A 25,795-nucleotide genomic window follows, 5' to 3' on the forward strand; every position below is an offset into this window, starting at 1 on the left:
TTCGTCAGCGCGACTTGCCCTCAGATGTAATCTGCTCACCGTCCTCTTTGGTGAACGATGCGACCGGGTTTTCCAAAAGCGGCAGAACCAGCTCAGAGGGACGGCAAAGCCTGGTGCCACGAGGCGTCTCGACAATGGGCCGGTTGATCAGGATCGGATGAGCCATCATGAAGTCGATCAGCTCGTCATTAGTCCATTTTGGATCGGACAGTCCGAGTTCGGTATAGGGTGTGCCTTTCTCGCGCAGCAGTTCGCGTGGTGTCATGTTCATTGCCGCCAGCAGACCGAGCAGACGTTCCCGCGTGGGCGGATTCTGCACATATTCGACTATGACGGGCTCTTCGCCACTGGCGCGGATCATTGCCAGCGTATTGCGCGAGGTGCCGCATTTCGGATTGTGAAAAATAGTGACGGTCATCGGGAGTTTCCTGTCTGTGTCGAAAGCACCATACGTGGTTGGCACCAGCGTGGTTCAGTTCATATCATTCATCTGCGGGTCACCGGGATAAGTGTCGATAGCAAACTCCATATTATCGGCTGAAAACCGTGTCAGCGAATACTGGATGGGTACACCGTCAGTGTTCACATTGATTGCCTTGGCCGTCAGCACAATGGCGCCGGGCGAAAGCTTCAAATGTTTCAGATCATCCGAATCCGCATGGCGAGCGGATATGATTGTCGATTTACGGAAGTAGTCGGCAATGCCTGCTTTTCGGAAAGCCACGGTTATTGAACCGCTTGCCGCATAATCCTCGGCGATTTCTGGAAATTGTTCGGCACTGATCCAGAGTGTTGCGCGCGAGACCGGGCGTCCGTCGGCACTATGCAAGGTTTCCAGCCGCATGACTGGGGAACCGGGCTCGATCTCAAGAGCCTCGGCGATATCCGGAGAGGCGGGCATAGTGCCGGAAGCAAGCAATGCGCCCTGCATGTCCCGCACCTGTGAAGCCAGCGACTGCGAGATACGGGTACGGCGTCCAATCTGGTAGGTCAGTCGCTTTGCATTGGCAACAAAGGTGCCGCGACCTTGCTCGGCACGCAGCACGCCTTCCTGCGTCAGCGCGGCAATGGCACTGCGCACCGTATGGCGATTGACCCCAAACCTGTCGGCAAGTTCCATCTCGGCAGGCATGCGCGCACCGGACTGAAGCTTCCCCGCCATGATGTCGCCGCGTATCTCGTCGGCAATCTGCCGCCAGATCGCCACACCGCTGTTTCTCTCAATTCTTCTGGTCTTTGTCATCAACTGTCATCGTCCTGTCATTGGCAGGGTGTATTCATTCTGGTATTGTATAGTTGTCTATATAACTAGACAAATTGGAAGAGCAAGTCAACAAGATCTCAAAGGGCAGGGAAGCTCATGTACGGTACGGAGCAGAGTGCGAAGGGAGGCGGAGCCGGTTCCGCCACTGAAAGCAGAAAGGCGCCAGATCCAGTTCAAGCCGCAAGGCAGGCGAGCATGGCGGTTCTTGCGCGTGCAAGTGGCGAAGAGCTGCAAGCCTTCTGGCAGGCATGGTCGGACAAGCCTGAATTCGAGGTTCTACGCGGACCGGAAACCGGCCTTGTAATGCTGCGCGGCCGCATTGGCGGCGGCGGCGCACCTTTCAATGTAGGCGAGGCAACGGTAACGCGCGCTACGGTGCGGCTCTCCGACGGCTCGGTCGGTCACTCTTATGCACTTGGTCGCGATCAGGAAAAGGCACGCCTTGCCGCTCTTTTCGATGCGCTGTGGCTGGATGAAGGCCAACGCGATGCGGTGGAGACGCAGGTGCTGAATGTCCTGCGCAAGCGGCTCGACGACGCCGACGCCACGCTGCGCAGCGAAGCTGCCGCCACCAAGGTTGATTTCTTCACAATGGTCCGGGGAGACAATTAATGCTTCCTTCTTCTGTAAACAGTACTTCCTCCGCGTTCGAGGGCGGCTTTGCCGATCCGGTGACGGATGCACAGTCGGCATTCCATGCCGTCATGCATGCCATGGCCAATCCCGGCCGCATCTATCCTCTGGCTCGCGCAGCCACCCCACCGCAGCCGCTGACGCCTGAACTGGGCGTTATTGCAGCACCCCTGCTCGATCATGACGCGACGGTCTGGTGCGATGCAGCGATAGCTACCGATCAAGATGCAACCGCCTGGCTTACTTTTCACACCGGTGCGCCGCGTGTCGATGATACAGACGCCGCGCAATTCGCTCTGATCAGCAATGTTTCCCTGCTGCCGTCCCTGGCAGAGTTTTCACAGGGCGACGCCGAGTTTCCTGATCGTTCGACAACCATTGTCCTTGCTGTTGCATCGCTGACAAGCGGGCAGGGCTTTGTGCTCAAAGGCCCCGGTATCGATGGTGAACGTGCGCTTCACGTCGAAGGTCTGCCGCAGGACTTCATCAATCAATGGCGCGAGAACGGTGCGCAATATCCGCTGGGCGTTGATCTTGTTCTGGTCTGCGACGGTGCTGTTGCAGCGCTTCCCCGCACAACGCGCGTAAGCAATCTGGAGGGCTGAAAATGTATGTTGCCGTAAAGGGTGGCGAAACAGCCATCCGCAATGCCCACCGTCTTCTTGATGATCGCCGTCGCGGCGACCGCTCGGTCCCGGCACTGCGTCTCGATCAGATTGTCGAGCAGCTTGCGCTGGCGGTCGATCGCGTCATGGCCGAGGGTTCGCTTTATGATCGCGAACTGGCCGCACTTGCCGTCCGTCAGTCCCGTGGCGATCTGATCGAAGCAATCTTTCTGGTGCGCGCCTACCGTACCACCTTGCCGCGCTTTGGCTATTCCCGCCCGATGGAAACAGCCCAGATGCTGATCGAGCGTCGCATTTCGGCGACCTATAAGGATTTGCCCGGTGGCCAGCTTCTGGGACCGACTTTCGATTATACGCATCGGCTTCTTGATCCGGATCTGGCAGGCGATGTGGCCGTGCCGGAACCGGAAATGCGTGAAGCTGAAATCCAGGAAACTCCACGTGTAACCGATATTCTCGGTGTCAACGGGATGATCGAGGATGACGGCTCTCTGCCGGAAGGTCACGAACCGGGCGACCTGACCCGCGAACCCTGGACATTTCCGATGGAACGCGACCTGCGCCTTCAGGCACTGGCGCGTGGCGATGAAGGCTTCCTGCTGGCGCTCGGCTATTCCACCCAGCGCGGCTATGGCAATAACCATCCTTTCGTCGGCGAAATCCGCATTGGCGAAGTGGATGTCGAGTTCGACGTGCCGGAACTTGGCTTTGCCGTTTCGCTCGGTCGCGTACAACTGACCGAATGCCAGATGGTCAACCAGTTCAAGGGCTCGGCCAAGCAGCCACCGCAATTCACACGCGGCTACGGGCTGGTGTTCGGCCAGAGTGAGCGCAAGGCCATGTCCATGTCGCTCTGCGACCGTGCGCTGCGTGTTCGCGAGTTCGATACGGATGTGACCGCTCCCGCACAGGATGAGGAATTCGTCATCTCCCATTCCGACAATGTGCAGTCCACCGGTTTCGTTGAGCATCTGAAACTGCCGCATTACGTGGATTTCCAGGCAGAACTCGATCTCATCCGCCGTATGCGTGCGGAATATGACCAAGCGCACAACCAGATGAAAGAGGCCGCAGAATGAGCGATCTGGCCAATTACAACTTCGCCTATCTGGACGAGCAGACCAAGCGGATGATCCGCCGCGCCATCCTGAAGGCCATTGCCGTTCCCGGCTATCAGGTGCCTTTCGCCAGCCGTGAAATGCCGATGCCCTATGGCTGGGGCACCGGCGGTGTGCAGGTAACCGCCTCGATCATCGGGCCGGACGATGTGCTGAAGGTCATCGATCAGGGGGCCGACGATACGACCAATGCCGTCTCCATCCGCGCTTTCTTCCAGAAAACAGCCGATGTTGCCGTGACGACCCATACGGGCGAGGCGACCATCATCCAGACCCGTCACCGCATTCCGGAATATCCGCTGACCGAAGGGCAAGTGATCGTCTATCAGGTGCCGATCCCCGAGCCGTTGCGTTTTCTGGAACCGCGCGAAACCGAAACCCGCAAGATGCACGCACTTGCCGAATATGGGCTCATGCATGTGAAGCTCTACGAAGACATTGCGCGTCACGGCCATATCGCCAAGACCTACGATTATCCGGTGATGATCGAGGGGCGCTATGTGATGGCGCCTTCGCCGACGCCTAAATTCGACAATCCGAAAATGCATATGTCTCCGGCATTGCAATTGTTCGGTGCCGGTCGCGAAAAGCGCATCTATGCCGTTCCGCCTTACACGCAGGTGGTGAGCCTCGACTTCGAGGATCATCCGTTCGAAGTGCAGAAGTTCAAGGAACCCTGTGCGCTGTGCGGTGCGAAGGGCGTCTATCTGGACGAAGTCGTACTCGATGATCGCGGCGGCTCGATGTTTGTGTGCTCCGACACTGATTTTTGCGAAGACCGTCAGGCCAACGGCCATTTCGGTCATCTGGCTGCGAACAATGAGGCCGCGGCCAAGGAGACAGTAAAATGAACAGCGAACCCCTGCTGAGAGTAAACAGCCTGTCGAAATTTTACGGCAATCGCCGGGGCTGTGCGGACATTTCCTTCAATCTGTGGCCGGGCGAAGTGCTGGCCATCGTCGGCGAATCCGGTTCCGGCAAAACGACGCTCCTGAACAGTCTGGCAACCCGTCTGGAACCGACGTCCGGCACGGTTGAATACCGGATGCGTGACGGTGAATTCCGCGATCTCTACAAGATCGGCGAGGCGGAACGCCGTTTCCTGATGCGGACCGACTGGGGTTTTGTGCACCAGAACCCGGCAGACGGATTGCGCATGACGGTTTCGGCTGGCGCCAATGTCGGCGAACGTCTGATGGCTGTTGGTGAGCGCCATTATGGCAATATCCGCTCGACGGCCACGGAATGGCTCGGTCGTGTCGAAATAGCTTCCGACCGTATCGACGATCAGCCACGCGCCTTCTCCGGTGGTATGCGCCAGCGCTTGCAGATTGCCCGCAATCTGGTGACTGCGCCGCGTCTTGTTTTCATGGATGAACCGACCGGCGGTCTCGACGTGTCCGTGCAGGCACGTCTTCTCGACCTGTTGCGCGGTCTGGTGAGTGATCTTGGTCTCTCGGTGATTATCGTTACTCACGATCTCGCCGTGGCCCGACTTCTGTCCCATCGCATCATGGTCATGAAAGACGGCCATATTGTCGAACAGGGCCTGACCGACCGCGTTCTGGATGACCCGCAGGCGCCTTACACGCAGCTTCTTGTGTCATCTATATTGCAGGTTTAGTAAACTAAGACAGATATTTATCGCACGTTGTTCCTAAATTAGCCGAACTTCTTGCGTGAGGTGAAAAATGTCTATGTTGCAAATATCAGCCCCGCTTGCCGTTACCGATGTCACGAAAACCTTCGTCATGCATCTTCAAGGCGGCATTGAACTTCCGGTCGTTCGCGGCGTGAATTTTGAACTCCATGCCGGTGAATGCGCCGTGCTTGGCGGTCCTTCGGGTGCAGGCAAAAGCTCGATCCTGAAAATGGTCTACGGTAATTATGCGGTCAATGGTGGTTCAATCCTGATCCGTCATGCCGACGCGGTTGTCGATCTTGCCACTGCTGATCCGCGTGAAGTGCTGGCGGTGCGTCGTGATACGATTGGTTATGTCAGCCAGTTCCTGCGCACATTGCCGCGTGTGGCGGCAATCGATGTCGTTGCGGAGCCATTGGTGGCTCGTGGAGTTGATCGCGAAGTGGCGCTGAAACGCGCTCGCGAGCTTCTGTCACAACTCAACCTGCCGGAACGTCTGTGGGCCTTGCCGCCTGCAACTTTCTCCGGCGGTGAACAGCAGCGCGTGAACATCGCACGCGGTTTCATCACGGATCATCCGGTACTGCTGCTCGATGAGCCTACCGCCTCGCTCGATGCGAAGAACCGTGCGGTCGTGGTTGATCTCATCAAGACCAAGAAGGAGCAGGGCGTCGCCATGCTCGGCATTTTCCACGATGAGGACGTGCGCACGGAAGTTGCCGACCGGATTATCGACGTGACGGCTTTCTCTCCAAGGGCGGCGGCATGACCAAGCTATCGGTAGAACCGCTGGTGCATGAAACCGCCATCGTCAGCGGTTGCACACTCGGTCGTTATACGGAGATCGGCGAGCGCAGTCGCGTTTCGGAGACTGTGCTCGACGACTATTCCTATCTCGGCGTCGATTGCGAAATCTGGTGTGCGGAAATCGGCAAGTTTTCCAATATCGCCAGCCATGTGCGTATCAACGCCACCAACCATCCGACATGGCGTCCGACGTTGCATCATTTCACCTACCGCGCCGGTGATTACTGGCCGGAAGAAAAGGATGAGACGGAGTTCTTTGATTGGCGTCGCGGCAATGCCGTGAAAATTGGTCACGACACATGGCTCGGCCATGGCTCCACCATCTTGCCGGGTGTGACAGTTGGCAATGGTGCCGTTGTTGGTGCTGGTGCGGTGGTGAGCAAGGACGTGGCCCCCTATACGATCGTGGGCGGCGTACCGGCGCGTCTCATTCGCGAACGCTTCGACGCTGCGACCGGCAATCGTCTGGATCGTCTGGCCTGGTGGGACTGGAGCCATGATCGTCTGCGCGATGCGCTCGATGATTTTCGCGCGCTCGATATCGAAGCTTTCCTATCGAAATATGAAACTGCCGCTAACACAAATGCGGTCATGAAAGAGCTATCCAATGGCTAATGAAATCGTTCTGAAAAATGCGCAGATCGTGCTCGCTGACGAGATTGTTTCCGGTTCAATTTTGATCCGTGACGGCAAAATTGCCGCCATCGATCAAGGCAATGCCAATGGCGGCGATGACATGGACGGCGATTATGTCATTCCGGGTCTCATCGAGTTGCACACCGACCAGCTCGAAAGCCATTATGCGCCGCGCCCGAAAGTGCGCTGGAATGTCGATGCAGCGGTTCAGGCGCATGATGCGCAAGTAGCAGCATCCGGCATTACGACAGTTTTCGATGCGATGCGCGTCGGCACGGACTATGATCGCGACTTCGTGGGCAAGGATATGCGCATGCTTGCGGACGCCATTGAAAGCGGTGTTCGCGAAAATCGCCTGCGTGCAGACCACTTTCTGCATCTACGCTGCGAAGTTTCCTCAGCAGATTGCCTTGAAACATTCGAGCTTTTCGCAGGCGATGACCGCGTCAAACTCGCTTCGCTGATGGATCATGCGCCCGGCCAGCGTCAATTCGTTGATCTTGAGACCTATCGCACTTATTACATGCGCAAGATGAAGCTCACGGATGAGGAGTTCCGGGTGCATTGTGAGAAGCGCATGGCAGATTCCGACGCCTATTCGGCCAGACATCGTCGCGCCATTGCCGAACTGGCGGCGACGCGCGACATCGTTCTGGCCAGCCACGATGATGCGACCTGCGCCCATGTCGATGAATCACTCGACCATGGCGTGCGGATTGCCGAGTTTCCGACCACGATGGAAGCCGCCAATGCTTCCAAAGGCGCAGGCCTCTCGATCCTGATGGGCGCGCCGAACATCGTTCGCGGTGGCTCCCATTCGGGCAATATCGCTGCACGCGATCTCGTCGACAATGGCAGCCTCGACATCCTGTCTTCGGATTACATTCCGTTCAGCCTTATTCAGTCGGCTTTCGGCCTTGCTTCGGGCGAACGTCCGATTGCGCTGCCACAGGCCGTCCGCCTTGTAACAAAGAACCCGGCTGATGCCATGGCCATGGATGATCGCGGCGAAATCGCTATCGGGAAACGTGCCGATCTGGTTCGCGTGCGCCCGAAAGGTGCGATCCCGGTTGTCCGCACTGTCTGGCGCGAAGGCGAACGGGTGCTCTGATGCAAATGCAATCCGATATGCCGAAAGGCTGTTTCGTCGCCGTCGTCGGCCCCAGCGGGGCCGGCAAGGATACGATCATGGATGCAGCGCGTGTGGCCCTTGCGGGCGACACGCGTTTTCATTTTGTACGTCGCATCATCACACGCCCGCAAATGCCGGGAACCGAAGATCATGACAGTCTGGATGAGACGGCATTTGCAAAATCGGCAGGCGAGGGAGCTTTCGCCCTGCACTGGCAGGCACACGGCCTGAGCTATGGCTTGCCGAAATCGATTGAGGATGAAATCGCCGAGGGCACCGTGGTGATAGCCAATGTTTCGCGCCGGGTTCTGGGCGATATCCGCAGGCTCTACACGTCGCGCTCTGTGGTTGTGATAACGGCCCGGCCGGACGTTCTGGCAGAACGGCTTGCATCACGTGGTCGCGAAAGCCGGGACGAAATCGCCGCGCGGCTTGCGCGTGAAGTGAGCTTCGATGACGGTGCCGGGGATGTTGTCACAATAGACAATTCCGGCGATGTCAATGCATCCACAGAGACCTTCCTTCACCATCTGAAGGAAATAACCGCTAAATCAATAGCTTAGGGAAAACACCTGTAGCGGCGTGTAAATTTACACAAACGTCATTATGCTTTCATTGCAGTGTCATGGAAGCAATTCAGAGTAAGCATGAATGGAGACGAATTCATGCTTCAACTGAAAAACATAACGCGCCGCTATAATGACAAGGTGGCGGTTTCGGGTGTGGACCTCGAAATCGAGCCGGGCACGTTTGTGGGAATTATCGGGCGCTCGGGCGCGGGAAAGTCGACGCTGCTGCGTATGATCAATCGCCTTGTCGAGCCGTCCGAGGGAACAATTCACTGGGACGGTCGCGACGTTACCGGGCTCAAGGGTTCGGGGCTGCGTGACTGGCGCGCACAATGCGCGATGATTTTCCAGCATTTCAATCTGGTTGACCGTCTGGATGTTCTGACCAATGTTCTGATGGGGCGTCTCAACTATGTTTCGACGCCGAAATCGCTCCTGCGTATCTGGAGCGATGAAGAACGCCTGATCGCTCTTTCCGCCCTGCAGCAGTTCGACATTGCGCATCTTGCGGCGCACCGCGCTGATGAACTTTCGGGCGGCCAGCAGCAGCGCGTGGCCATTGCCCGTGCGCTCGTCCAGCAGCCGCGCATCATTCTCGCCGACGAGCCGATTGCATCGCTCGATCCGCGCAACACCCGCAGCGTCATGGACGCCCTGCGTCGCATCAATCGCGAGTATGGCATCACGGTTCTCTGCAATCTGCACTCGCTCGATATTGCGCGCAGCTATTGCGACCGCCTCGTCGGCATGTCTGCTGGCAAGATCGTATTCCGCGGCACACCGTCGATGCTGACAGATATGGCATCACGCGACCTTTACGGCATGGAAGCCGCTGACGTCATCGATGCCGATGAGCAGCAGGATGAGCCAATGCCTATGCCAGTTCCGCAGTCGGCTGAAGCCGTTCTGCGCCAGCTTTCCGCCTGAGCGCACAAAGCTCCGGAAAAGAAACACGCTCCAAACTCAGGATTAACAGGAGATACCTATGCTTAACCGTAGAAACTTTCTGGCGGCTGCTGCGCTTACCGCAACGCTGACCATGCCAATGATGGCTTCCACCGCTCAGGCTGCTGACTGGAGCAAGGATTATCCGGAAATCGTTCTGGGCGTGATCCCGGCTGAAAACGCTTCGACCACTTCTGACCGTTATGCGCCTCTGGCAGCTTACCTCGGCAAGGAACTCGGCACGAAGGTCACGCTGCGCGTCGCCAACGACTATGCTGCTGTCATTGAAGGCCAGCGCGCCGGCAACATCCAGATCGCATTCTATGGCCCGGCTTCCTATGCGCGCGCCGTCATGACCGGCGTTGAAACCACTCCGCTCGTCAACCAGCGCCATGACACCGGCGTCAACGGCTATTACTCGGTCGTTTATGTTCGCGCCGACAGCCCGTACCAGAAGATGGACGACCTGAAGGGCAAGACCATTGCTCTCGTCGATCCGAACTCGACCTCGGGCAACAATGCGCCGCGCTTCTTCCTCAACCGCGAAGGCTATAGCGTCGATACGTTCTTCGGTAAGAACTTCTTCGCTGGCAGCCATGAAAACGCAGTCCTCGCACTTGCGCAGGGCACCGCTGACGCCGCTGCCAACTCCTGGAACTCGGAAGACGATTCCAACCTGACCCGTATGGTCAGCCGCGGCGTTCTGAAAGACGCCAACGGCAAGGCAATGACGAAGGACGATTTCCGCGTCATCTTCAAATCGGACTTCCTTCCTGAAGGCCCGTTCGCCGTTCTCAGCACGCTGCCAGACCAGTTGAAGGCAGACATCAAGCAGGCTTTCCTCGACATGCCGACGAAGGACAAGGCTGGCTTTGACGCTCTTTCCGACGGCAAGGACAAGGAATTCGTAGCGACCGAAGCCAAGGAATATGAGCCGATCATCGAGATGCTCAAGTTCAACGACAAGGCTCGCAAGTCTTAATCCGCAGAACAATTGAAGTGCCCGGAACGTAACCCGTTCCGGGCATTTTTTTAGAGCATGATCCCGAAAAGTCGGAACCGCCTACGCAGGGAAATCAGTCCACTGGACTGATTTATGATCCTGCTCCGATCAGACAAGGTCATGCTTGATTAGAGCGCATCCCGAAAAGTGGGAACCGGTTTTCGGAGAAGATGCGCGTCAAAACAAACAGTTAGAGCGTCGACCTGATGCAATCAGATTGAAATACGCTCTAAAGGAATCTCGCATGACGGTATCCTCACTCGACGGCAACAGTGCAAAAGGACTGCTTGCCGATTATCGGAGAGAAGTCGGCAAACGGCGTCTCTACGGTATCGCGCTGCTCCTCGCGCTTGTCGTTGTCGCCATTGCTGCCTCCGTCGTTGCCGATGTTCGGCCGGGCACGCTGGTCGAAAATCTCTTTCGCTTCACAAGCTATCTCGGTCGCATTCTGCCGGATCTGACCCTTGCCAATTTCTGGAGCGACCTCGCAGCCTGGTACTGGAACCTCGGCGGCTGGCTCAAAATGCTATTTGAGACGCTGCTGATCGCCTATCTGGCGACATTGATCGGTGCAGTCGTCGCTTTCGCCGCTTCCTTCGCGGCTTCATCCAACATGGCTCCCAATTCGACGGTTCGCTTCATCGTCCGTCGCGGACTGGAATTGTTGCGTACGGTTCCAGAAATCGTCTTCGCGCTGCTCTTCGTCATTGCCTTCGGTCTTGGGCCGATGGCAGGTGTGCTGGCGCTCATGCTTCATACGACAGGGGCGCTGGGCAAGCTGTTTTCCGAAGTCGTCGAGAATATCGACATGCGCCCGGTGGAAGGTATCCGCGCATCAGGCGGCTCCGGCCTGCAGGTCATTCGCTTTGCCGTGCTGCCGCAAGTGGCCGCGAATTTTGCTTCCTATGGCCTGCTGCGCTTTGAAATCAATGTGCGCGGCGCTTCCGTCATGGGGTTTGTGGGGGCAGGCGGCATCGGGCAGGAACTGCTCACTTCGATCCGACAGTTCTATTACAGCGATGTCAGCGCCATCCTGCTTCTGATCATCGTGACCATTGTTGTCATCGACCTCATTACGCAGCGCGTTCGTCACGCACTGCTTGGCCGTATTGGTTGAGGAGCGTGATCCCGAAAAGTGGGAACCGGTTTTCGGGAAAAGATCATGCTCAAACAGAAGAGAGAATTATGACCGATATTGCACAAAGTCTCTCCCGTGAGGCACACGCGCACGAAAAGGAACTTCGGGCGGAACATGCCGAATTGTTCGGAAATGCGCGTGCGTGGCGCAATCTGGCGATTTTAACCCTAGCTCTCATCGCTTCGGTCTGGTTCGCCTTCTACTGGCTCGATTTTTCGCTGCTGCGCATTCTGAACGGTCTCGGTCGCCTTGGCGATTTCGCGCTGATGATGATGCCGCCATCGTCCGGCGGTCGTTTCAGCCTCTATCTGTGGTCGATGATGGAAACGCTGGCGATTGCCTATCTCGGCACATTGCTGGCGGCGATCCTGGCCTTTCCATTTGGTTTTCTGGCTGCCAAGAACATTATCCCGAATGTCTTCCTGCATTTCGGCATTCGCCGCTTCCTCGACACCATTCGCGGCGTCGATACGCTGATCTGGGCGCTGATCTGGGTGTCGGTGGTGGGACTTGGACCATTTGCCGGTATTCTCGCCATTGCCTGCTCGGATTTCGGAGCCTTCGGCAAGCTTTTCTCCGAAGCCATTGAAGGGGCCGACAAGAAGCCGGTCGAAGGCGTGGTGTCATCGGGTGGGGGCAGGCTGCACGGTTATCGCTTTGGCGTGCTGCCACAGGTTCTGCCGTTGATTGGCAGTCAGGTTCTTTACTTCTTCGAATCGAATACCCGTTCGGCGACAATCATCGGCATCGTCGGGGCAGGCGGGATCGGCGCGCATCTGGCGGAACAGATCAAGGTTCTGAACCTTCAGGATGTTTCCTTCCTGATCATCATGATCCTGATCGCTGTTGCCGTGATCGACTGGTTCTCGTCCAAGCTTCGTCACGCGATGATCGGCAAGAAGGCGCAGAAATCGGCTTAACCGTTGATGAGTGTCTTGATGCCATCGGCAACGAACTGAACGGCAAGCGCTGCCAGAATGACGCCCAGAAGGCGGGTCAGGATGGAACGACCGGTTTCGCCTAGAAACCGGTCGACGCGCTCTGCCAGCAGCAGCACGAGATAGGTAATCAGCAGGCAGACGAAGATAACGCCAAGAAGGGCCAGACGCGGCCCGATGCCGTGGAATGAGTCCGAGGTCAGCACGATAGCCGAAATTGCGCCCGGACCGGCAATCAGCGGAATGGCGAGCGGGAAGGCAGCTATATTGCGGATATGGTCCTTGGTGATCGCAACCTCGGCGCTCTTTTCCTTGCGCTCCGTCCGCTTCTCGAAAATCATTTCAAAAGCGATCCAGAACAGCAGCAGGCCACCGGCAACGCGGAACGCGCCAATAGTAATGCCGAACATGCCAAGAATCTGCGCACCGGCAATGGCGAAGAGCGCCATCACGATAAAACCGATGATCGAGGCGCGTAGCGCCACCTGTCCGCGGTGATGCCGCTCCATGCCCGGCGTCAGCGCCAGAAACAACGGCGCCAGTCCGGGCGGATCGATTGTAACAAGCAGGGTGACGAACGCACTGAAAACCGTATCGTAGAACCCCATACTGCAAGCGCCCTTCTTGTTGGCATGTTATGCTCAATCGGATACATGGATTGTAGACGATCGACGGCACATGGTCGACGCAAAGCGCCAGTACGAGCAACATCGTTGCTCAATCTTTATGTGAATATCTTTTAAGTCATTGAATTGACAGACGGAAATAGCCCGCCGAAACGGTCGTGAAATTGGCGTTTTTTGCTGGTTTCCGTTATAAAGTGACTTTATCGATTCTGTTGAGAAAGAAATCTGAATAGTGTCAGATCAAACGCCTCCACCCGGTTCCGACGATATGAATGGTGGCCCAAACGGCGGCCCTAGCGGTATCGAACCGATTTCCATTATCGAGGAGATGCAGCGCTCCTATCTCGATTACGCGATGAGCGTTATCGTGAGCCGTGCGCTGCCCGATGTGCGCGACGGCCTGAAGCCCGTGCATCGCCGCATTCTCCATGCCATGAACGAGATGAACCTCGCCTATAACCGCCCGTACCGTAAGTCGGCGGGTGTGGTCGGTGAGGTCATGGGTAAGTATCACCCGCATGGCGACGCTTCCATTTATGACGCTCTCGTGCGTATGGCGCAGGATTTTTCCATGCGCGATCCGCTGGTCGACGGGCAGGGCAATTTCGGCTCCATCGACGGCGATCCTCCGGCAGCGATGCGTTACACCGAATGCCGTCTGGAAAAGCTTACCGAATCCATCCTGTCGGATATCGACAAGGATACGGTCGACTTCCAGGACAATTATGACGGCCGCGAGCAGGAACCTGTGGTTATGCCTGCTCGCTTCCCGAACCTGCTCGTCAATGGTTCGGGCGGTATCGCGGTCGGCATGGCGACCAATATCCCGCCGCACAATCTCGGCGAAATCATCGACGGTTGCATTGCGCTGATCGACAATCCGGCCATCGAGCTGGAAGAAATGATTGAGATCATCCCTGGTCCTGATTTCCCAACCGGCGGCATCATTCTCGGGCGCGCAGGCATCAATTCCGCCTACACGACCGGACGCGGTTCGGTGGTCATGCGCGGACGCGCCACCATTGAGCCGATGCGCGGTGACCGCGAAGCCATTATCATCACCGAGATCCCGTATCAGGTGAACAAGGCTTCGATGATCGAGAAGATGGCCGAACTGGTGCGCGACAAGCGCATCGAAGGCATTTCCGATCTGCGTGACGAATCCGACCGCGAAGGCTATCGCGTCGTGGTGGAACTCAAGCGCGATGCTGTTGCCGATGTCGTGCTTAACCAGCTCTATCGCTACACGCCGCTGCAGACCTCGTTCGGCTGCAACATGGTGGCGCTGAACGGCGGCAAGCCGGAACAGCTCAATCTGCTCGACATGCTGCGCGCATTCGTCGTCTTCCGCGAGGAAGTGGTGACGCGCCGTACCAAGTTCCTGCTCAACAAGGCGCGTGACCGCGCGCATGTGTTGGTCGGTCTTGCAATCGCCGTTGCCAATATCGATGAAGTGATCGCACTCATTCGCCGTGCGCCCGATCCGACGACGGCGCGCGAGCAATTGATGGAACGTCGCTGGCCGGCAGTCGATGTGGCTCCGCTGATCCGTCTGATCGACGATCCGCGCCACACCATCAATGAAGACAACACCTACAATCTCTCCGAGGAACAGGCTCGTGCCATTCTCGATCTGCGTCTGCAGCGCCTGACCGCGCTCGGTCGCGACGAAGTAGCCGACGAACTGAACAAAATCGGCGAGGAAATCCGCGATTATCTCGACATCCTCTCGTCGCGCCTGCGCGTGATGACGATCGTCAAGGACGAGATGATTGCGGTTCGCGACGAGTTCGCAACGCCACGCCGCACCGAAATCGGTTTCGGCGGCGCTGAAATGGACGACGAAGACCTGATCGCCCGTGAGGATATGGTCGTCACCGTCAGCCATGCAGGCTATATCAAGCGCGTTCCGCTAACGACCTATCGTGCGCAGCGCCGTGGCGGCAAGGGTCGCTCCGGCATGGCGACGAAGGATGAGGATTTCGTAACCCGCCTGTTCGTCGCCAATACGCATACGCCGGTTCTGTTCTTCTCCTCGCGTGGCATTGTCTACAAGGAGAAGGTCTGGCGTCTGCCTGTCGGTACACCGCAGTCGCGCGGCAAGGCGCTCATCAACATGCTGCCATTGCAGCAGGGCGAGCGCATCACCACAATCATGCCGCTGCCGGAGGATGAAGAATCCTGGGCAAACCTCGACGTCATGTTCTCGACCACGCGCGGTACGGTTCGCCGTAACAAGCTGTCGGACTTCGTTCAGGTCAACCGCAATGGCAAGATCGCGATGAAGCTCGACGACGAGGGCGATGAAATCCTCTCGGTCGATACCTGTACGGAATTCGATGACGTGCTTCTGACCTGTGCCGGTGGCCAGTGCATCCGCTTCCCGGTTACCGATGTGCGCGTCTTTGCAGGCCGTAATTCCATCGGCGTGCGCGGCATCAATCTGGCTGATGGCGACAAGGTCATCTCCATGGCGATCCTGCATCACGTCGATGCCGATGCATCGACCCGTTCCGCCTATCTCAAGCGTTCGATTGCCGAGCGCAGGGCGCAGGGTGCGGACGACGCGGACGACATCGTGGTGGTCGGTGAAGACGTTGGAACCGATGCGGAACTGACCGAAGAACTCTATCAGGAGTTGAAGGCTCGCGAAGAAACCGTGCTGACTGTCAGCGAATACGGTTACGGCAAGCGGTCCTCATCTTACGAGTTCCGCGTTTCGGGCCGTGGCGGCAAGGGTATTCGTGCTACCGATACGTCGAAGACCGACGAAATCGGCAAGCTCGTCGCCCTGTTCCCGGTCGAAGCAAGCGACCAGATTCTGCTTGTTTCCGATGGCGGACAGCTCATCCGTGTGCCGGTCGACGGTATCCGTATTGCCGGACGCTCCACCAAGGGCGTCACGATCTTCAACACGGCGGACGGCGAAAAGGTCGTCTCGGTCGAACGCATATCCGAAGCGGATAGCGACGAAGAAAACGGTAATGAGGGCGAGGCAGCTTCTGAAGGCGAAGCACCAGCCACAGACACCGAGGAATAATCAAAAGCCCAGGTTGGAGTATTTCCGAGCCAAAAGTGTGAAACAGTTTTGCGTCGGATAATGCGATAAAACAACGGATCTGGGCTTTTTATATAGATCAATGAAAAAGGCCGATGGCGGGAACCATCGGCCTTTTTCAGATGCCAAGACTGGAGGAATTGGCGATCACACAAACTCTTTGCCAGCAAGCTCCAACGCTATTGCGTGAACTCGGCTGTTAATACTCAGCGCGAACGCATGTTGCGCAAGCTGTTGATGTCGAATGCCACCTGACGCACGCGCTGACGCTTGGTTTCATTCTCTTCAAGAAGCAAAATGATTGCCGATGCAGCCATCGCGACCATCATGGATAATGCCAGAAGAAAGATCATCATCGTGTTATCCTTTCGACATACATACGCTTCAGAAGCGAAAAGGTTGCACCAAACTTGCACCTATCTTGGTAAATCGGTTGTGAACTTGTCGTGAAATCGCTGTTCATATCGCGTTCATCTGGTTTCTTGGTTTCTGTTTTCTTATCGCAGTGGTTCTTGTTGAAAATCCCGTCAGAAAAGGCTAGCTGGAAGAAATGACGATCGCGATTTATGCGGGCTCCTTCGACCCGGTGACAAACGGCCATATGGATGTCCTCAAAGGTGCCTTGCGCCTTGCCGACGAGGTTATTGTCGCAATCGGCGTTCATCCCGGCAAAAAACCTCTCTTCACCTTCGAGGAGCGCGTGGCGCTCATCGGTGAAAGCTCCAAGGCTGTATTGGGCAAGGATGCAGGCCGGGTTTCGGTCATTTCCTTCGACGGGCTGGTTATCGATGCAGCGCGCAAGCATGCCGCACAATTGATGGTACGCGGTTTGCGTGATGGTACTGATCTCGACTATGAAATGCAGATGGCGGGCATGAATGGCACGATGGCGCCGGAATTACAGACCGTATTCCTTCCGGCTGACCCGGCAGTGCGCACGATTACCGCCACATTGGTTCGCCAGATTGCCTCCATGGGCGGCGATATAAAGCCTTTCGTTCCTGCGGCTGTTGCTGCCGCCTTGAACGCCAAATTCAAATCCTGACCACAGGGAGTTTTTCGATTATGTCCTTTATTCGTTCGGCGCTTGCCGCTGTTGCCTTTATCGCGCTGTCGCAAGGGGCGGTCCAGACGGCTTCCGCCGCCAAGGCCGAAAACACCGTGGTTCTCAAGCTGAAGGACGGCGATGTTGCCATCCAGCTTCGCCCCGATCTCGCACCCAAGCATGTCGCCCAGATTGAAAAGCTGGTTGGTGAGGGCGCTTATGACGGCGTTGCCTTCCACCGCGTCATTCCGGGCTTCATGGCTCAGACCGGCGATGTGAAGTTCGGTAACGTGGACAAGGGCTTCGATGCTTCGCGCGTCGGCACCGGCGGTTCCGACTATCCGGATATTCCGGCAGAATTTTCCAAGGAACCCTTCGTGCGCGGAACGGTGGGCATGGCCCGCAGCCAGAACCCGAATTCGGCCAATTCGCAATTCTTCATCATGTTTGCGGACGGCGCTTTCCTCAACGGCCAATATACTGTGGTCGGCAAGGTTGTCAGCGGCATGGACGTCGTCGACAAGATAAAGAAGGGTAGCGAAGCCGATAATGGCGCCGTGGAAACCCCCGACAAGATCATCAAGGCCACGCTTCAGGCCAATAAAAAGTAAATACAAGGAGAGGCCCAATGGCTTACAAAGACCCTGAAAATACACTCGTTCTTGAAACCACCAAGGGCAATGTCGTTCTCGAACTCTACCCGGACCTCGCGCCGGATCATGTTGCGCGCGTCAAGGAACTGGCTCGCGAAGGCGCTTATGACGGCGTCGTATTCCACCGCGTGATCGACGGCTTCATGGCCCAGACCGGTGACGTGAAGTTCGGCAAGACCGGCGGTGCTCATTTCAATGGCTCGCGCGCTGGCATGGGCGGTTCGGACAAGCCGGACCTGAAGGCTGAGTTCTCCAACACGCCGCACAAGCGCGGTACTGCTTCGATGGCACGTTCGGCCAACCCGAATTCGGCCAATTCGCAGTTCTTCATCTGCTTTGCTGATGCTCCGTGGCTCGACCGCCAGTACAGCGTATGGGGCCAGGTCATCGAAGGCATGGACAATGTCGACAAGATCAAGCGCGGTGAGCCTGTATCCGATCCGGACACGATCGTAACGGCCCGCATCGCTGCCGACGTCTGATCCTGCCGATTCCATTGAGAAATTACGGCTCCGGTTCATGCCGGGGCCGTAATTTGTTTACCGCATTTCCGAACGCAAAACCGCTTCGCACTTTTGCTGGAAATGCTTTAGAGGTTCATAATGCGTGTTGATCTTTTCGATTTCGATTTGCCGGATGAGAGCATTGCTCTGCGCCCGACGGAGCCGCGTGACCACGCAAGGCTGTTGCGTGTCCGTCCCGGCCAGCCATTCGAAGATCGACAGGTATTCGAATTGCCCGATCTGTTGCAGCCGGGCGATGCGCTTGTCTTCAATGATACCAAGGTAATACCCGCGCAGCTTGAAGGCATGCGTGAGCGCGACGGCAATATTTCGCAGGTCAGCGCTACGCTGCATATGCGCGCCGGTCCGGATCGCTGGAAAGCATTTCTGCGTCCGGGCAAGCGCGTAAAGGAAGGCGACCGCATTCGTTTCGGCCATTCCGGTTCAAGCTGCTTCCTTGGTACACTTGATGCCACCGTGGCGGAAAAGGGCGATGCGGGCGAAGCGCTTCTCGTGTTCGATCTATCTGGCGCCATGCTGGACGAGGCCATTGCATCGGTCGGGCACATTCCCCTGCCACCCTATATCGCGTCGAAGCGCGCCGAAGACGAGCGCGACCGCAAGGACTACCAGACGGTCTATGCCCGCGAGGAAGGCGCTGTCGCGGCTCCCACTGCCGGATTGCATTTCACGCCCGACCTTCTGGAAAAGATCAAGGCCAAAGGCGTTGAAGAACATTTCGTAACGCTGCATGTGGGGGCAGGGACATTCCTGCCGGTCAAGGCCGATGACACCACCGACCACAAGATGCATTCGGAAATCGGATATGTGTCACAGCGGACTGCCTATGCGCTCAATGCCGTGCATGAGCGGGGCGGCAGGATCATCTGTGTCGGCACGACATCGCTGCGCCTGATCGAAAGTGCTGCGGGCGAAGATGGCATCATCCGTCCATGGTCTGGCGCGACCGACATCTTCATCACGCCGGGCTACAAGTTCCGTGCGGTCGATCTGCTGATGACCAACTTCCATTTGCCGCGCTCGACGCTGTTCATGCTCGTATCGGCCTTCAGCGGTCTCGACACGATGCGCGCCGCCTATGACCATGCCATCCGCAACGGCTATCGCTTTTATTCCTATGGTGACGGCAGCTTGCTTGAGCGAGCCGACAAAGTTAAAGACACCGCATGACACTGGAAAACCTAAAGACAAGCGAAAACTTCGAATTCAAAGTGCTGGCAACCGACGGCGCTGCTCGTCAGGGCGAGATTTCCATGCCGCGCGGCGTGGTGCGTACGCCTGCCTTCATGCCGGTCGGCACGGCCGGCACGGTCAAGGCCATGTATATGGACCAGGTGAAAGAGCTTGGAGCCGACATTATCCTTGGCAATACCTATCACCTGATGCTGCGTCCCGGTGCCGAGCGTGTGGCGCGACTGGGTGGCCTGCATGAGTTCGGCGGCTGGAAAGGTCCGATCCTCACCGATTCCGGCGGTTTCCAGGTCATGTCGCTCGCGCAATTGCGCAAGCTCGACGAAAATGGCGTGACATTCCGATCGCATATCGATGGCAAACCTTATGAAATGACGCCGGAGCGATCCATCGAGATTCAGGGGCTGCTCGATAGCGATATCCAGATGCAGCTCGATGAATGCGTGGCGCTGCCTTCACCGGAAAAGAACACCGAGCGCGCAATGGAATTGTCGCTGCGCTGGGCCGAGCGCTGCAAGGTCGCCTTCGGCAATCAGCCGGGCAAGGCGATGTTCGGCATCGTGCAGGGCGGCGACGTTGCACGCCTGCGCGAAAAATCGGCGGAAGCGCTGAAGGCAATGGACCTCAAGGGCTATTCGGTCGGTGGGCTTGCGGTCGGCGAGCCGCAGCAGGTCATGCTCGACATGCTGGAAGTGGTCTGCCCGATCCTGCCATCGGAAAAGCCGCGTTACCTGATGGGCGTCGGCACGCCGGACGATATTTTGAAGTCCGTAGCGCGCGGGATCGACATGTTCGATTGCGTGATGCCAACACGTGCAGGTCGTCATGGCCTCGCTTTCACGCGCTTTGGCAAAGTGAACCTGCGCAATGCGCGCCATGCAGACGATCATCGTCCGCTCGATCCGGAATCGGATTGCCCGGCATCGCGCGACTATAGCCGCGCCTATCTGCATCATCTGGTAAAATCCGGTGAAGCGCTCGGCGCCATGCTCCTGACCTGGAACAACCTGGCTTATTATCAGTATCTGATGAAGGGCATCCGCGCATCGATTGCCGATGGGCGCTTTGGCGAATTTTCCGCCGAAACCTCGGAAGGCTGGGCGAGGGGCGATATAGCCCCGCTCTGATTCGCGAACCACCAGAATGAAGGGGCGCTCGGCGCCCTTTTTTCTTATAGCTGTCAGTTTTCTGTCAGCATGTTTTCCAGACGGACGAGAACAGCGCGCTGTTCCTCATCGTTCAAAATTTCACATTCCATCAATTTGGAGCATTCGAGACCTGCGACGGCCAGATAGACAATAAGCGCCGTATCGGGATCGGTTGTGTCCTTGATCATGCGATCAAGAAGAGCCCTGTGATACTGCCGAACCGGCACCATGAAACCCGGATCTTCGGCAAGCGCGGCAAGGACACCACAAGCTGGCGGCTCATCATCGGCCTGAACCCGGTAAACATCGAGAAAAGCCCGCGCGACACGGTTTTCATCGCCTTTCTGGAGTGTTTCCTGAACCTCCATGGCGTGTTCGTGCTCTTTCATATATTCTTCGACCACCGCTTCGAGTAGCTTGGCCTTTGTCGGAAAAGAATAAAGCAGTCCGCCTTTTGAAAGCCCGGCTCGGGCTGCTACGGCATCGAGAGAGAGGTGGGCGGGTCCGATCTCACGGGCAAGCTCGGTAGCAGCGCGCAGAATACGTTCGCGCGACGAGACTTTCTTTTTTGTTAGCAACTTACTGGTGTCTCCTGACAGTTCGTGTGTTGACAATACCGTCCAGACGGTACAGTTATTCGCCACTTTCATACAAGTAAAATACGCGCGACCTTTGCGTGAATGCGAAAGAAGGCGCCGCGGCCAATCCCCCAACCCTGATCAATCAGGGAGCCATCTGGAGTGCATCCGCAATGATCAAGCGCCTTATTCTGGCAATAATATTTCTCGTGATCGTCGTTGGAGGCCTCGTTGGCTTTAACCTGTTCCGATCACAGGCGATCAAAGATTTCTTCGCCAACATGCAGCAGCCCGCCCAGACGGTTTCGACCGTTACGGTGGAGCCGGGCGTGTGGAAGCCGGGTGTGGAAGCCATCGGCACAGCCAACGCGCTCAACGGCGTCGATCTGACCGTGCAGCTTGACGGCCTCGTGCAGAAGATCAACTTCAAGGCCAATCAGGACGTCAAGGAAGGCGACCTGCTGCTTCAGCTCGAAGACAGTATTCAGAAGGCCGACCTCGCAGCCGCCGAAGCTGAAGCCGTTCTTGCCCAGCAGAATCTGAAGCGTGCCGATACGCTGCGCACGCGCGGCGTCGGTGCGGTTTCGAACGTGGACACGACCGCTTCGGTTGCCAATGCTGCTGCTGCAAATGTGGAGAAGATGCGCGCTACGCTGGCGCAGAAGTCCGTTAAGGCTCCGTTCTCTGGTGTTATCGGCATTTCCAAGGTCGATCTCGGTCAGTATCTGACACCCGGCACGGTCATCGCCACGCTGCAGAACACCGACGTGATGCGTATCGACTTCACCGTCCCCGAACAGTCGCTGTCTTCGATGAAGCTTGGACAGAACGTCAAGGTCGGATCGACTGCGGAAGCACTCGACTTCACCGGCACTATTGTCGGTATAGACCCGAAGATCGACCCGACGACACGTCTCGTCTCGGTGCGCGCTGAAGTTCAGAACCCGGATCACAAACTGACCCCCGGCCAGTTCGTGCAGGTTCGCGTCGAGCTGCCGGAAGAAGAGAATGTTATCGCTCTTCCGCAGACCACGATTATCTCCAGCCTTTACGGCGACTATGTCTACGCAGTTCGTCCGGAACAGAAGCAGGAAGGCGCGAAGGCCGCCGAAGGCGACAACGCCGCCAAGGCTCCTGCAGCCGATGCCAAGCCGGAAGAGGGCGAAAAGCAGGTCGCGCAGCAGGTCTTCATCAAGCTTGGACGCCGTTATTCCGGTCTTGTCGAAGTGACGAGCGGCCTCAAGGCTGGCGACATCATCATCACGGCAGGCCAGAACCGGCTTTCGCCCGGTGTTCCGGTGAAAATCGACAACACCGTTAATCCGATTCCTGCCGGCCAACCGGCTGACAAGCAATAGGCGATCCCGATGAGCTTTTCCGATATTTTCATCCGGCGCCCCGTGCTTGCCACGGTGGTCGCCCTCATGATCATTCTGTTGGGCCTTCAGGGTATCGCGCAGCTGACGGTGCGCGAGTATCCGAAGGTCGACGAAACCGTCATTACGGTCACGACGAACTATGCCGGTGCGAGTGCCGATCTCATTCAGGGCTTCATCACTGCACCGATCGCCGAAGCGGTCGCAACCACAGAGAACATCGACTATGTGACGTCTTCGAGCCGTCCGTCTTCGAGCACGGTGACCGTGCAGATGAAGCTCGGCGCAAACCCGGACGCGGCGCTGACGGAAGTCATTGCCAAGGTCAATCAGGTTCGCGGCGACCTGCCGGACGAATCCGACGATCCGGTCATCGTCAAGGGAACGGGCCAGAACTTCGCTACCATGTATCTGGCAGCGCAGAACCCGAACATGACGAGCGAACAGATCACCGAATATCTGGAGCGCGTTATCCAGCCGCGCATGTCCACCATTCAGGGCGTTGCAAAGGCTGAAATTCTGGGCGGTCAGGTCTATTCGATGCGCGTCTGGCTAGACCCGATCCAGCTTGCGGCCCGCCAGATCACGGCGCCGGAAGTTCTGGCGGCAATCAAGGCCTCCAACTTCCTGTCGGCTCCGGGCACGACGAAGAACGAATATGTGGCATCCTCAATCACACTGAAGTCGACCTTGCAGACCCCGGAAGCCTTCGGCGCCATGCCGATCAAGGCTTCGGGAGACGACGTCGTTCGTCTGCGTGATGTGGCCCGCGTCGAACTCGCGGCAAAAAGCACGGACACCATCGTTTCGTTCAACGGTTCAGCGGGTACCTTCCTCGGCGTCTTCCCGACACCGGCGGCAAACCCCATCGACATGGCGGCTGCCGTCCGCAAGGAACTGCCGTCTATCCAGGCATCGCTGCCGGAAGGCATGTCACTTGTTCTCGTCTATGACGCGACCGAGCAGATCAGCTCTTCGATCAAGGAAGTCTTCACGACCATCGGCGAAGCCGTGGCTATCGTCATTCTGGTCATCATTGTCTTCCTTGGGTCGTTCCGCTCGGTGTTGATTCCGATTGTCACGATCCCGATCTCGCTGATCGGCGTGTGTTTCTTCCTTTATGTGCTTGGGTTCTCGATCAATCTGTTGTCGCTGCTCGCCATGGTTCTTGCCATCGGCCTTGTGGTCGATGACGCTATCGTGGTTCTGGAGAATATCCACCGGCATATCGAAGAGGGCTTGCGCCCCATGGATGCCGCGTTCAAGGGCATGAAGGAAATCACCGGCTCGATCATCGCCATGACGATCACGCTGGCGGCGGTGTTCGCGCCGCTCGGCTTTACGGGCGGCCTGACGGGCGCTCTGTTCCGCGAATTCGCCTTCACGCTTGCCGGTGCCGTCATCATTTCTGGTATTGCCGCCTTGACGGTTTCGCCGATGATGTGCGCGCGCATGCTCAAGCATGGCGACCAGACGCGGTTCCAGAAGTTCATCGACCGGACCTTCTCGCGCTTCGAGAAGTGGTATCACCGTCGCGTTTCCAATTCGCTCAACTATCGCGGCATCACGCTGATGATCGTTGTAGCGTTGATGGGGCTAACGGGATTCCTGTTCATGAACACGTCGAGCGAACTGGCACCGGAAGAAGATTCCGGCGCACTGTTCTCGATGTTCCAGGCTCCGCAATATGCTACCTCGGCCTATACCAATCTCTACGCCGAACAGATCGACGAACTGACCAAGGATCTTCCCGAACTGAAGACCCGCTTCCAGATCGTCGGTATGGACGGCGGCACGACGTCGGGTATCGCGCTGTGGGTTCTGAAGGACTGGAACGAGCGTACCCGTTCGCAGAAGCAGATTCAGGAAGACCTGACCGCACGTATCTCCAAGGTCGCAGGTGTGCAGGCTTTCATCTTCGCACCTCCGTCCCTGCCGGGAACGGGCGGCGGCCTGCCGATCTCGATTGCCCTGCAATCGACAGGCCCGGCAGATCAGGTCTTCGCACTGGCTGAAGAAATCAAGAACGAAGCGCAGGCTTCAGGCCAGTACATCATTGTGCAGAATTCGCTTTCCTTCAACGCACCGCAGATCACGATCACAATCGACCGTGACCGCGCGGCGACGCTGGGCGTGCAGATCAGCGATATCGGTTCGACACTTGGCCTTTTGACCGGTGGCGCATCGGTCGCGAAGTTCGACCGCGATTCGAACAGTTATGACATCATCACGCAGGTGCCCGATGCATATCGTTCGAACCCGGAAAAGCTCGGCGATTTCTATGTGCGCAGCGTTTCCGGTTCGATGATTCCGCTGTCGTCGGTCATCACGATCAACCAGAACGCATCACCTGCGGCGATCGAGCAGTTCAATCAGTTGAACTCGGCAACGATTTCAGCCTTGCCGCTGCCGGGCGTCACAACCGGGCAGGGCCTGCAAACTCTGGTTGATCTGGCCAAATCCAAGATGCCGGAAGGCTTCTTCCTGGATTATTCCGGCCAGTCGCGTCTGGAAGTGGAGCAGGGCAACACGATCCTGATCGCCTTCGGCCTCGCCGTCATCGTGATCTATCTCGTGCTTGCGGCACAGTTTGAAAGCTTCCGCGATCCGTTCATCATCATGATGTCGGTTCCGCTGTCGATCTTCGGTGCCATTGTGCCGCTGAATATCGGTCTCGGTACGCTCAACATCTATACGCAGGTCGGTCTCATCACCCTTGTCGGGCTGATTACCAAGCACGGTATTCTGATGGTGGAATTCGCCAACCAGCAACGCCGCCTGCATGGTCTTTCGCGTCGGGACGCGATTATCGTCGCGGCTGAAACCCGCCTGCGTCCGATCCTGATGACCACCGCCGCCATGGCGCTTGGCGTTGTGCCGCTGATCATCGCGACCGGCGCCGGTGCAGCCGCTCGTTACTCGATGGGTCTGGTGATCTTCACCGGTATCGTGATCGGCACGATCTTCACGCTGTTCGTGGTGCCGATGTTCTATACCTTCATCGCCAAGAAGGATGTGGAAGGCGAATATGTTGCGTCACCGGATGAAGGCGGCGAACCGGCTCCAGCGCAACATCACTGAAACTTGCGTTGAACCAATGACAAAGGGCGGCCTAGAAATAGGTCGCCCTTTTGATTTTTGCTAA

The 25,795-nt window shown here is 57.3% G+C and carries 26 protein-coding genes; 21 read left to right on the top strand and 5 right to left on the bottom strand.

The features are described from left to right. Positions 1-4 precede the first annotated feature (4 nt). Both arsC and phnF read right to left on the bottom strand, forming a co-directional pair. Positions 5-418 carry an arsenate reductase (glutaredoxin) gene (gene arsC / locus F9K91_RS07400; RefSeq protein ID WP_151554967.1) on the bottom strand — a complete coding sequence of 138 codons (414 nt, stop codon included), beginning with the start codon at positions 416-418 and terminating at the stop codon, positions 5-7. A 54-nt stretch (positions 419-472) separates the two neighbouring features. Beyond that, the gene (phnF, locus tag F9K91_RS07405; protein ID WP_167522187.1) at positions 473-1,246 is read right to left on the bottom strand and encodes a phosphonate metabolism transcriptional regulator PhnF; all 774 of its coding nucleotides are present in this window, start codon (positions 1,244-1,246) and stop codon (positions 473-475) included. A gap of 114 nt (positions 1,247-1,360) precedes the next feature. Here phnF and phnG point away from each other — a divergent pair, with 114 nt between their 5' ends. The 13 genes from phnG to phnE (F9K91_RS07470) all read left to right on the top strand — a co-directional run bounded on the left by phnG (position 1,361) and on the right by phnE (F9K91_RS07470) (position 12,433). Further along, positions 1,361-1,876 carry a phosphonate C-P lyase system protein PhnG gene (gene phnG, locus F9K91_RS07410; protein WP_151677528.1) on the top strand — a complete coding sequence of 172 codons (516 nt, stop codon included), beginning with the start codon at positions 1,361-1,363 and terminating at the stop codon, positions 1,874-1,876. Further along, positions 1,876-2,502 (top strand): phosphonate C-P lyase system protein PhnH, encoded by a 627-nt coding sequence (gene phnH / locus F9K91_RS07415; protein ID WP_151677529.1) that lies wholly within the window; start codon positions 1,876-1,878, stop codon positions 2,500-2,502. The genes phnG and phnH overlap by 1 nt, the downstream gene beginning before the upstream one ends. A gap of 2 nt (positions 2,503-2,504) precedes the next feature. Further along, entirely contained in the window at positions 2,505-3,602 is a 1,098-nt protein-coding gene (locus F9K91_RS07420; RefSeq protein ID WP_151554963.1) for a carbon-phosphorus lyase complex subunit, read from the top strand. Then, positions 3,599-4,492 carry an alpha-D-ribose 1-methylphosphonate 5-phosphate C-P-lyase PhnJ gene (locus F9K91_RS07425; protein ID WP_151554962.1) on the top strand — a complete coding sequence of 298 codons (894 nt, stop codon included), beginning with the start codon at positions 3,599-3,601 and terminating at the stop codon, positions 4,490-4,492. The genes F9K91_RS07420 and F9K91_RS07425 overlap by 4 nt, the downstream gene beginning before the upstream one ends. After that, a complete protein-coding gene (gene phnK, locus F9K91_RS07430; RefSeq protein ID WP_010660129.1) occupies positions 4,489-5,265 on the top strand; it encodes a phosphonate C-P lyase system protein PhnK in 777 nt (258 codons plus the stop codon). The genes F9K91_RS07425 and phnK overlap by 4 nt, the downstream gene beginning before the upstream one ends. Positions 5,266-5,347: 82 nt before the next feature. Next, complete coding sequence (gene phnL, locus F9K91_RS07435) at positions 5,348-6,052, top strand: phosphonate C-P lyase system protein PhnL (RefSeq protein WP_167522197.1); 705 nt, start codon at positions 5,348-5,350, stop codon at positions 6,050-6,052. After that, complete coding sequence (locus tag F9K91_RS07440) at positions 6,049-6,705, top strand: DapH/DapD/GlmU-related protein (protein WP_151677531.1); 657 nt, start codon at positions 6,049-6,051, stop codon at positions 6,703-6,705. Before phnL ends, F9K91_RS07440 begins: the two co-directional genes overlap by 4 nt. Then, complete coding sequence (locus F9K91_RS07445) at positions 6,698-7,837, top strand: alpha-D-ribose 1-methylphosphonate 5-triphosphate diphosphatase (protein ID WP_151677532.1); 1,140 nt, start codon at positions 6,698-6,700, stop codon at positions 7,835-7,837. The genes F9K91_RS07440 and F9K91_RS07445 overlap by 8 nt, the downstream gene beginning before the upstream one ends. A gap of 5 nt (positions 7,838-7,842) precedes the next feature. After that, positions 7,843-8,421 (top strand): phosphonate metabolism protein/1,5-bisphosphokinase (PRPP-forming) PhnN, encoded by a 579-nt coding sequence (gene phnN, locus F9K91_RS07450; protein ID WP_151677609.1) that lies wholly within the window; start codon positions 7,843-7,845, stop codon positions 8,419-8,421. Between the two features lie 102 nt (positions 8,422-8,523). Then, entirely contained in the window at positions 8,524-9,354 is an 831-nt protein-coding gene (phnC, locus tag F9K91_RS07455) for a phosphonate ABC transporter ATP-binding protein (protein WP_151643431.1), read from the top strand. A gap of 58 nt (positions 9,355-9,412) precedes the next feature. Continuing rightward, the gene (gene phnD / locus F9K91_RS07460) at positions 9,413-10,354 is read left to right on the top strand and encodes a phosphonate ABC transporter substrate-binding protein (protein WP_151554958.1); all 942 of its coding nucleotides are present in this window, start codon (positions 9,413-9,415) and stop codon (positions 10,352-10,354) included. A 265-nt stretch (positions 10,355-10,619) separates the two neighbouring features. Next, positions 10,620-11,492, top strand: a complete 873-nt coding sequence (phnE, locus tag F9K91_RS07465; protein ID WP_151651225.1) for a phosphonate ABC transporter, permease protein PhnE — start codon at positions 10,620-10,622, stop codon at positions 11,490-11,492. 68 nt (positions 11,493-11,560) lie between these two features. After that, complete coding sequence (gene phnE, locus F9K91_RS07470) at positions 11,561-12,433, top strand: phosphonate ABC transporter, permease protein PhnE (protein WP_151554956.1); 873 nt, start codon at positions 11,561-11,563, stop codon at positions 12,431-12,433. On the opposite strand, the gene F9K91_RS07475 is transcribed toward phnE (F9K91_RS07470), so the two are convergent. Then, on the bottom strand, positions 12,430-13,059 hold the full coding sequence (locus F9K91_RS07475; RefSeq protein WP_151554955.1) for a MarC family protein: 630 nt from the start codon (positions 13,057-13,059) through the stop codon (positions 12,430-12,432). The two genes, phnE (F9K91_RS07470) and F9K91_RS07475, sit on opposite strands and share 4 nt — an antisense overlap. Positions 13,060-13,345: 286 nt before the next feature. On the opposite strand from F9K91_RS07475, the gene gyrA reads away from it, so the two are divergent. Then, positions 13,346-16,117, top strand: coding sequence for a DNA gyrase subunit A (gene gyrA, locus F9K91_RS07480; RefSeq protein WP_061346500.1), 2,772 nt, complete (start codon positions 13,346-13,348; stop codon positions 16,115-16,117). A gap of 224 nt (positions 16,118-16,341) precedes the next feature. On the opposite strand, the gene F9K91_RS25940 is transcribed toward gyrA, so the two are convergent. Next, a complete protein-coding gene (locus F9K91_RS25940) occupies positions 16,342-16,491 on the bottom strand; it encodes a hypothetical protein (RefSeq protein WP_167522188.1) in 150 nt (49 codons plus the stop codon). 194 nt (positions 16,492-16,685) lie between these two features. Here F9K91_RS25940 and coaD point away from each other — a divergent pair, with 194 nt between their 5' ends. The 5 genes from coaD (at position 16,686) to tgt (ending at position 20,675) form a co-directional block, all read left to right on the top strand. After that, positions 16,686-17,180 carry a pantetheine-phosphate adenylyltransferase gene (coaD, locus tag F9K91_RS07490; protein ID WP_109987838.1) on the top strand — a complete coding sequence of 165 codons (495 nt, stop codon included), beginning with the start codon at positions 16,686-16,688 and terminating at the stop codon, positions 17,178-17,180. 20 nt (positions 17,181-17,200) lie between these two features. After that, positions 17,201-17,791, top strand: a complete 591-nt coding sequence (locus F9K91_RS07495; protein WP_151677533.1) for a peptidylprolyl isomerase — start codon at positions 17,201-17,203, stop codon at positions 17,789-17,791. Between the two features lie 17 nt (positions 17,792-17,808). Then, positions 17,809-18,315 (top strand): peptidylprolyl isomerase, encoded by a 507-nt coding sequence (locus tag F9K91_RS07500; RefSeq protein ID WP_061346322.1) that lies wholly within the window; start codon positions 17,809-17,811, stop codon positions 18,313-18,315. A gap of 120 nt (positions 18,316-18,435) precedes the next feature. Beyond that, entirely contained in the window at positions 18,436-19,527 is a 1,092-nt protein-coding gene (gene queA / locus F9K91_RS07505; RefSeq protein WP_151677534.1) for a tRNA preQ1(34) S-adenosylmethionine ribosyltransferase-isomerase QueA, read from the top strand. Further along, complete coding sequence (gene tgt / locus F9K91_RS07510; protein WP_061346320.1) at positions 19,524-20,675, top strand: tRNA guanosine(34) transglycosylase Tgt; 1,152 nt, start codon at positions 19,524-19,526, stop codon at positions 20,673-20,675. Before queA ends, tgt begins: the two co-directional genes overlap by 4 nt. A 53-nt stretch (positions 20,676-20,728) precedes the next feature. Here tgt and F9K91_RS07515 read toward each other — a convergent pair whose 3' ends face one another. Then, positions 20,729-21,346, bottom strand: a complete 618-nt coding sequence (locus F9K91_RS07515) for a TetR/AcrR family transcriptional regulator (protein ID WP_369798318.1) — start codon at positions 21,344-21,346, stop codon at positions 20,729-20,731. 101 nt (positions 21,347-21,447) lie between these two features. Between F9K91_RS07515 and F9K91_RS07520 the strand changes: the two genes are divergently transcribed. Together F9K91_RS07520 and F9K91_RS07525 are read left to right on the top strand one after the other, a co-directional pair. Then, entirely contained in the window at positions 21,448-22,632 is a 1,185-nt protein-coding gene (locus F9K91_RS07520; protein ID WP_151677535.1) for an efflux RND transporter periplasmic adaptor subunit, read from the top strand. A gap of 9 nt (positions 22,633-22,641) precedes the next feature. Continuing rightward, complete coding sequence (locus F9K91_RS07525; RefSeq protein WP_151554950.1) at positions 22,642-25,731, top strand: efflux RND transporter permease subunit; 3,090 nt, start codon at positions 22,642-22,644, stop codon at positions 25,729-25,731. Positions 25,732-25,795: the final 64 nt, after the last annotated feature.

Origin of the sequence: Brucella tritici (genome assembly GCF_008932295.1) — a bacterium.
Lineage (GTDB): Bacteria > Pseudomonadota > Alphaproteobacteria > Rhizobiales > Rhizobiaceae > Brucella > Brucella tritici.

Excerpts from the sequence above, each read along its gene's own strand:
- phnN (WP_151677609.1), top strand. The coding sequence starts at position 7,843 with ATGCAATCCGATATGCCGAAAGGCTGTTTCGTCGCCGTCGTCGGCCCC.
- phnE (WP_151651225.1), top strand. The coding sequence starts at position 10,620 with ATGACGGTATCCTCACTCGACGGCAACAGTGCAAAAGGACTGCTTGCC.
- phnK (WP_010660129.1), top strand. The coding sequence starts at position 4,489 with ATGAACAGCGAACCCCTGCTGAGAGTAAACAGCCTGTCGAAATTTTAC.
- phnE (WP_151554956.1), top strand. The coding sequence starts at position 11,561 with ATGACCGATATTGCACAAAGTCTCTCCCGTGAGGCACACGCGCACGAA.
- F9K91_RS07515 (WP_369798318.1), bottom strand. The coding sequence starts at position 21,346 with ATGAAAGTGGCGAATAACTGTACCGTCTGGACGGTATTGTCAACACAC.
- phnD (WP_151554958.1), top strand. The coding sequence starts at position 9,413 with ATGCTTAACCGTAGAAACTTTCTGGCGGCTGCTGCGCTTACCGCAACG.
- phnH (WP_151677529.1), top strand. The coding sequence starts at position 1,876 with ATGCTTCCTTCTTCTGTAAACAGTACTTCCTCCGCGTTCGAGGGCGGC.
- F9K91_RS25940 (WP_167522188.1), bottom strand. The coding sequence starts at position 16,491 with ATGATGATCTTTCTTCTGGCATTATCCATGATGGTCGCGATGGCTGCA.
- F9K91_RS07475 (WP_151554955.1), bottom strand. The coding sequence starts at position 13,059 with ATGGGGTTCTACGATACGGTTTTCAGTGCGTTCGTCACCCTGCTTGTT.
- gyrA (WP_061346500.1), top strand. The coding sequence starts at position 13,346 with ATGAATGGTGGCCCAAACGGCGGCCCTAGCGGTATCGAACCGATTTCC.
- coaD (WP_109987838.1), top strand. The coding sequence starts at position 16,686 with ATGACGATCGCGATTTATGCGGGCTCCTTCGACCCGGTGACAAACGGC.
- F9K91_RS07500 (WP_061346322.1), top strand. The coding sequence starts at position 17,809 with ATGGCTTACAAAGACCCTGAAAATACACTCGTTCTTGAAACCACCAAG.
- F9K91_RS07420 (WP_151554963.1), top strand. The coding sequence starts at position 2,505 with ATGTATGTTGCCGTAAAGGGTGGCGAAACAGCCATCCGCAATGCCCAC.
- F9K91_RS07495 (WP_151677533.1), top strand. The coding sequence starts at position 17,201 with ATGTCCTTTATTCGTTCGGCGCTTGCCGCTGTTGCCTTTATCGCGCTG.
- tgt (WP_061346320.1), top strand. The coding sequence starts at position 19,524 with ATGACACTGGAAAACCTAAAGACAAGCGAAAACTTCGAATTCAAAGTG.
- arsC (WP_151554967.1), bottom strand. The coding sequence starts at position 418 with ATGACCGTCACTATTTTTCACAATCCGAAATGCGGCACCTCGCGCAAT.
- phnC (WP_151643431.1), top strand. The coding sequence starts at position 8,524 with ATGCTTCAACTGAAAAACATAACGCGCCGCTATAATGACAAGGTGGCG.
- F9K91_RS07425 (WP_151554962.1), top strand. The coding sequence starts at position 3,599 with ATGAGCGATCTGGCCAATTACAACTTCGCCTATCTGGACGAGCAGACC.
- F9K91_RS07525 (WP_151554950.1), top strand. The coding sequence starts at position 22,642 with ATGAGCTTTTCCGATATTTTCATCCGGCGCCCCGTGCTTGCCACGGTG.
- F9K91_RS07440 (WP_151677531.1), top strand. The coding sequence starts at position 6,049 with ATGACCAAGCTATCGGTAGAACCGCTGGTGCATGAAACCGCCATCGTC.
- queA (WP_151677534.1), top strand. The coding sequence starts at position 18,436 with ATGCGTGTTGATCTTTTCGATTTCGATTTGCCGGATGAGAGCATTGCT.
- F9K91_RS07445 (WP_151677532.1), top strand. The coding sequence starts at position 6,698 with ATGGCTAATGAAATCGTTCTGAAAAATGCGCAGATCGTGCTCGCTGAC.
- phnG (WP_151677528.1), top strand. The coding sequence starts at position 1,361 with ATGTACGGTACGGAGCAGAGTGCGAAGGGAGGCGGAGCCGGTTCCGCC.
- F9K91_RS07520 (WP_151677535.1), top strand. The coding sequence starts at position 21,448 with ATGATCAAGCGCCTTATTCTGGCAATAATATTTCTCGTGATCGTCGTT.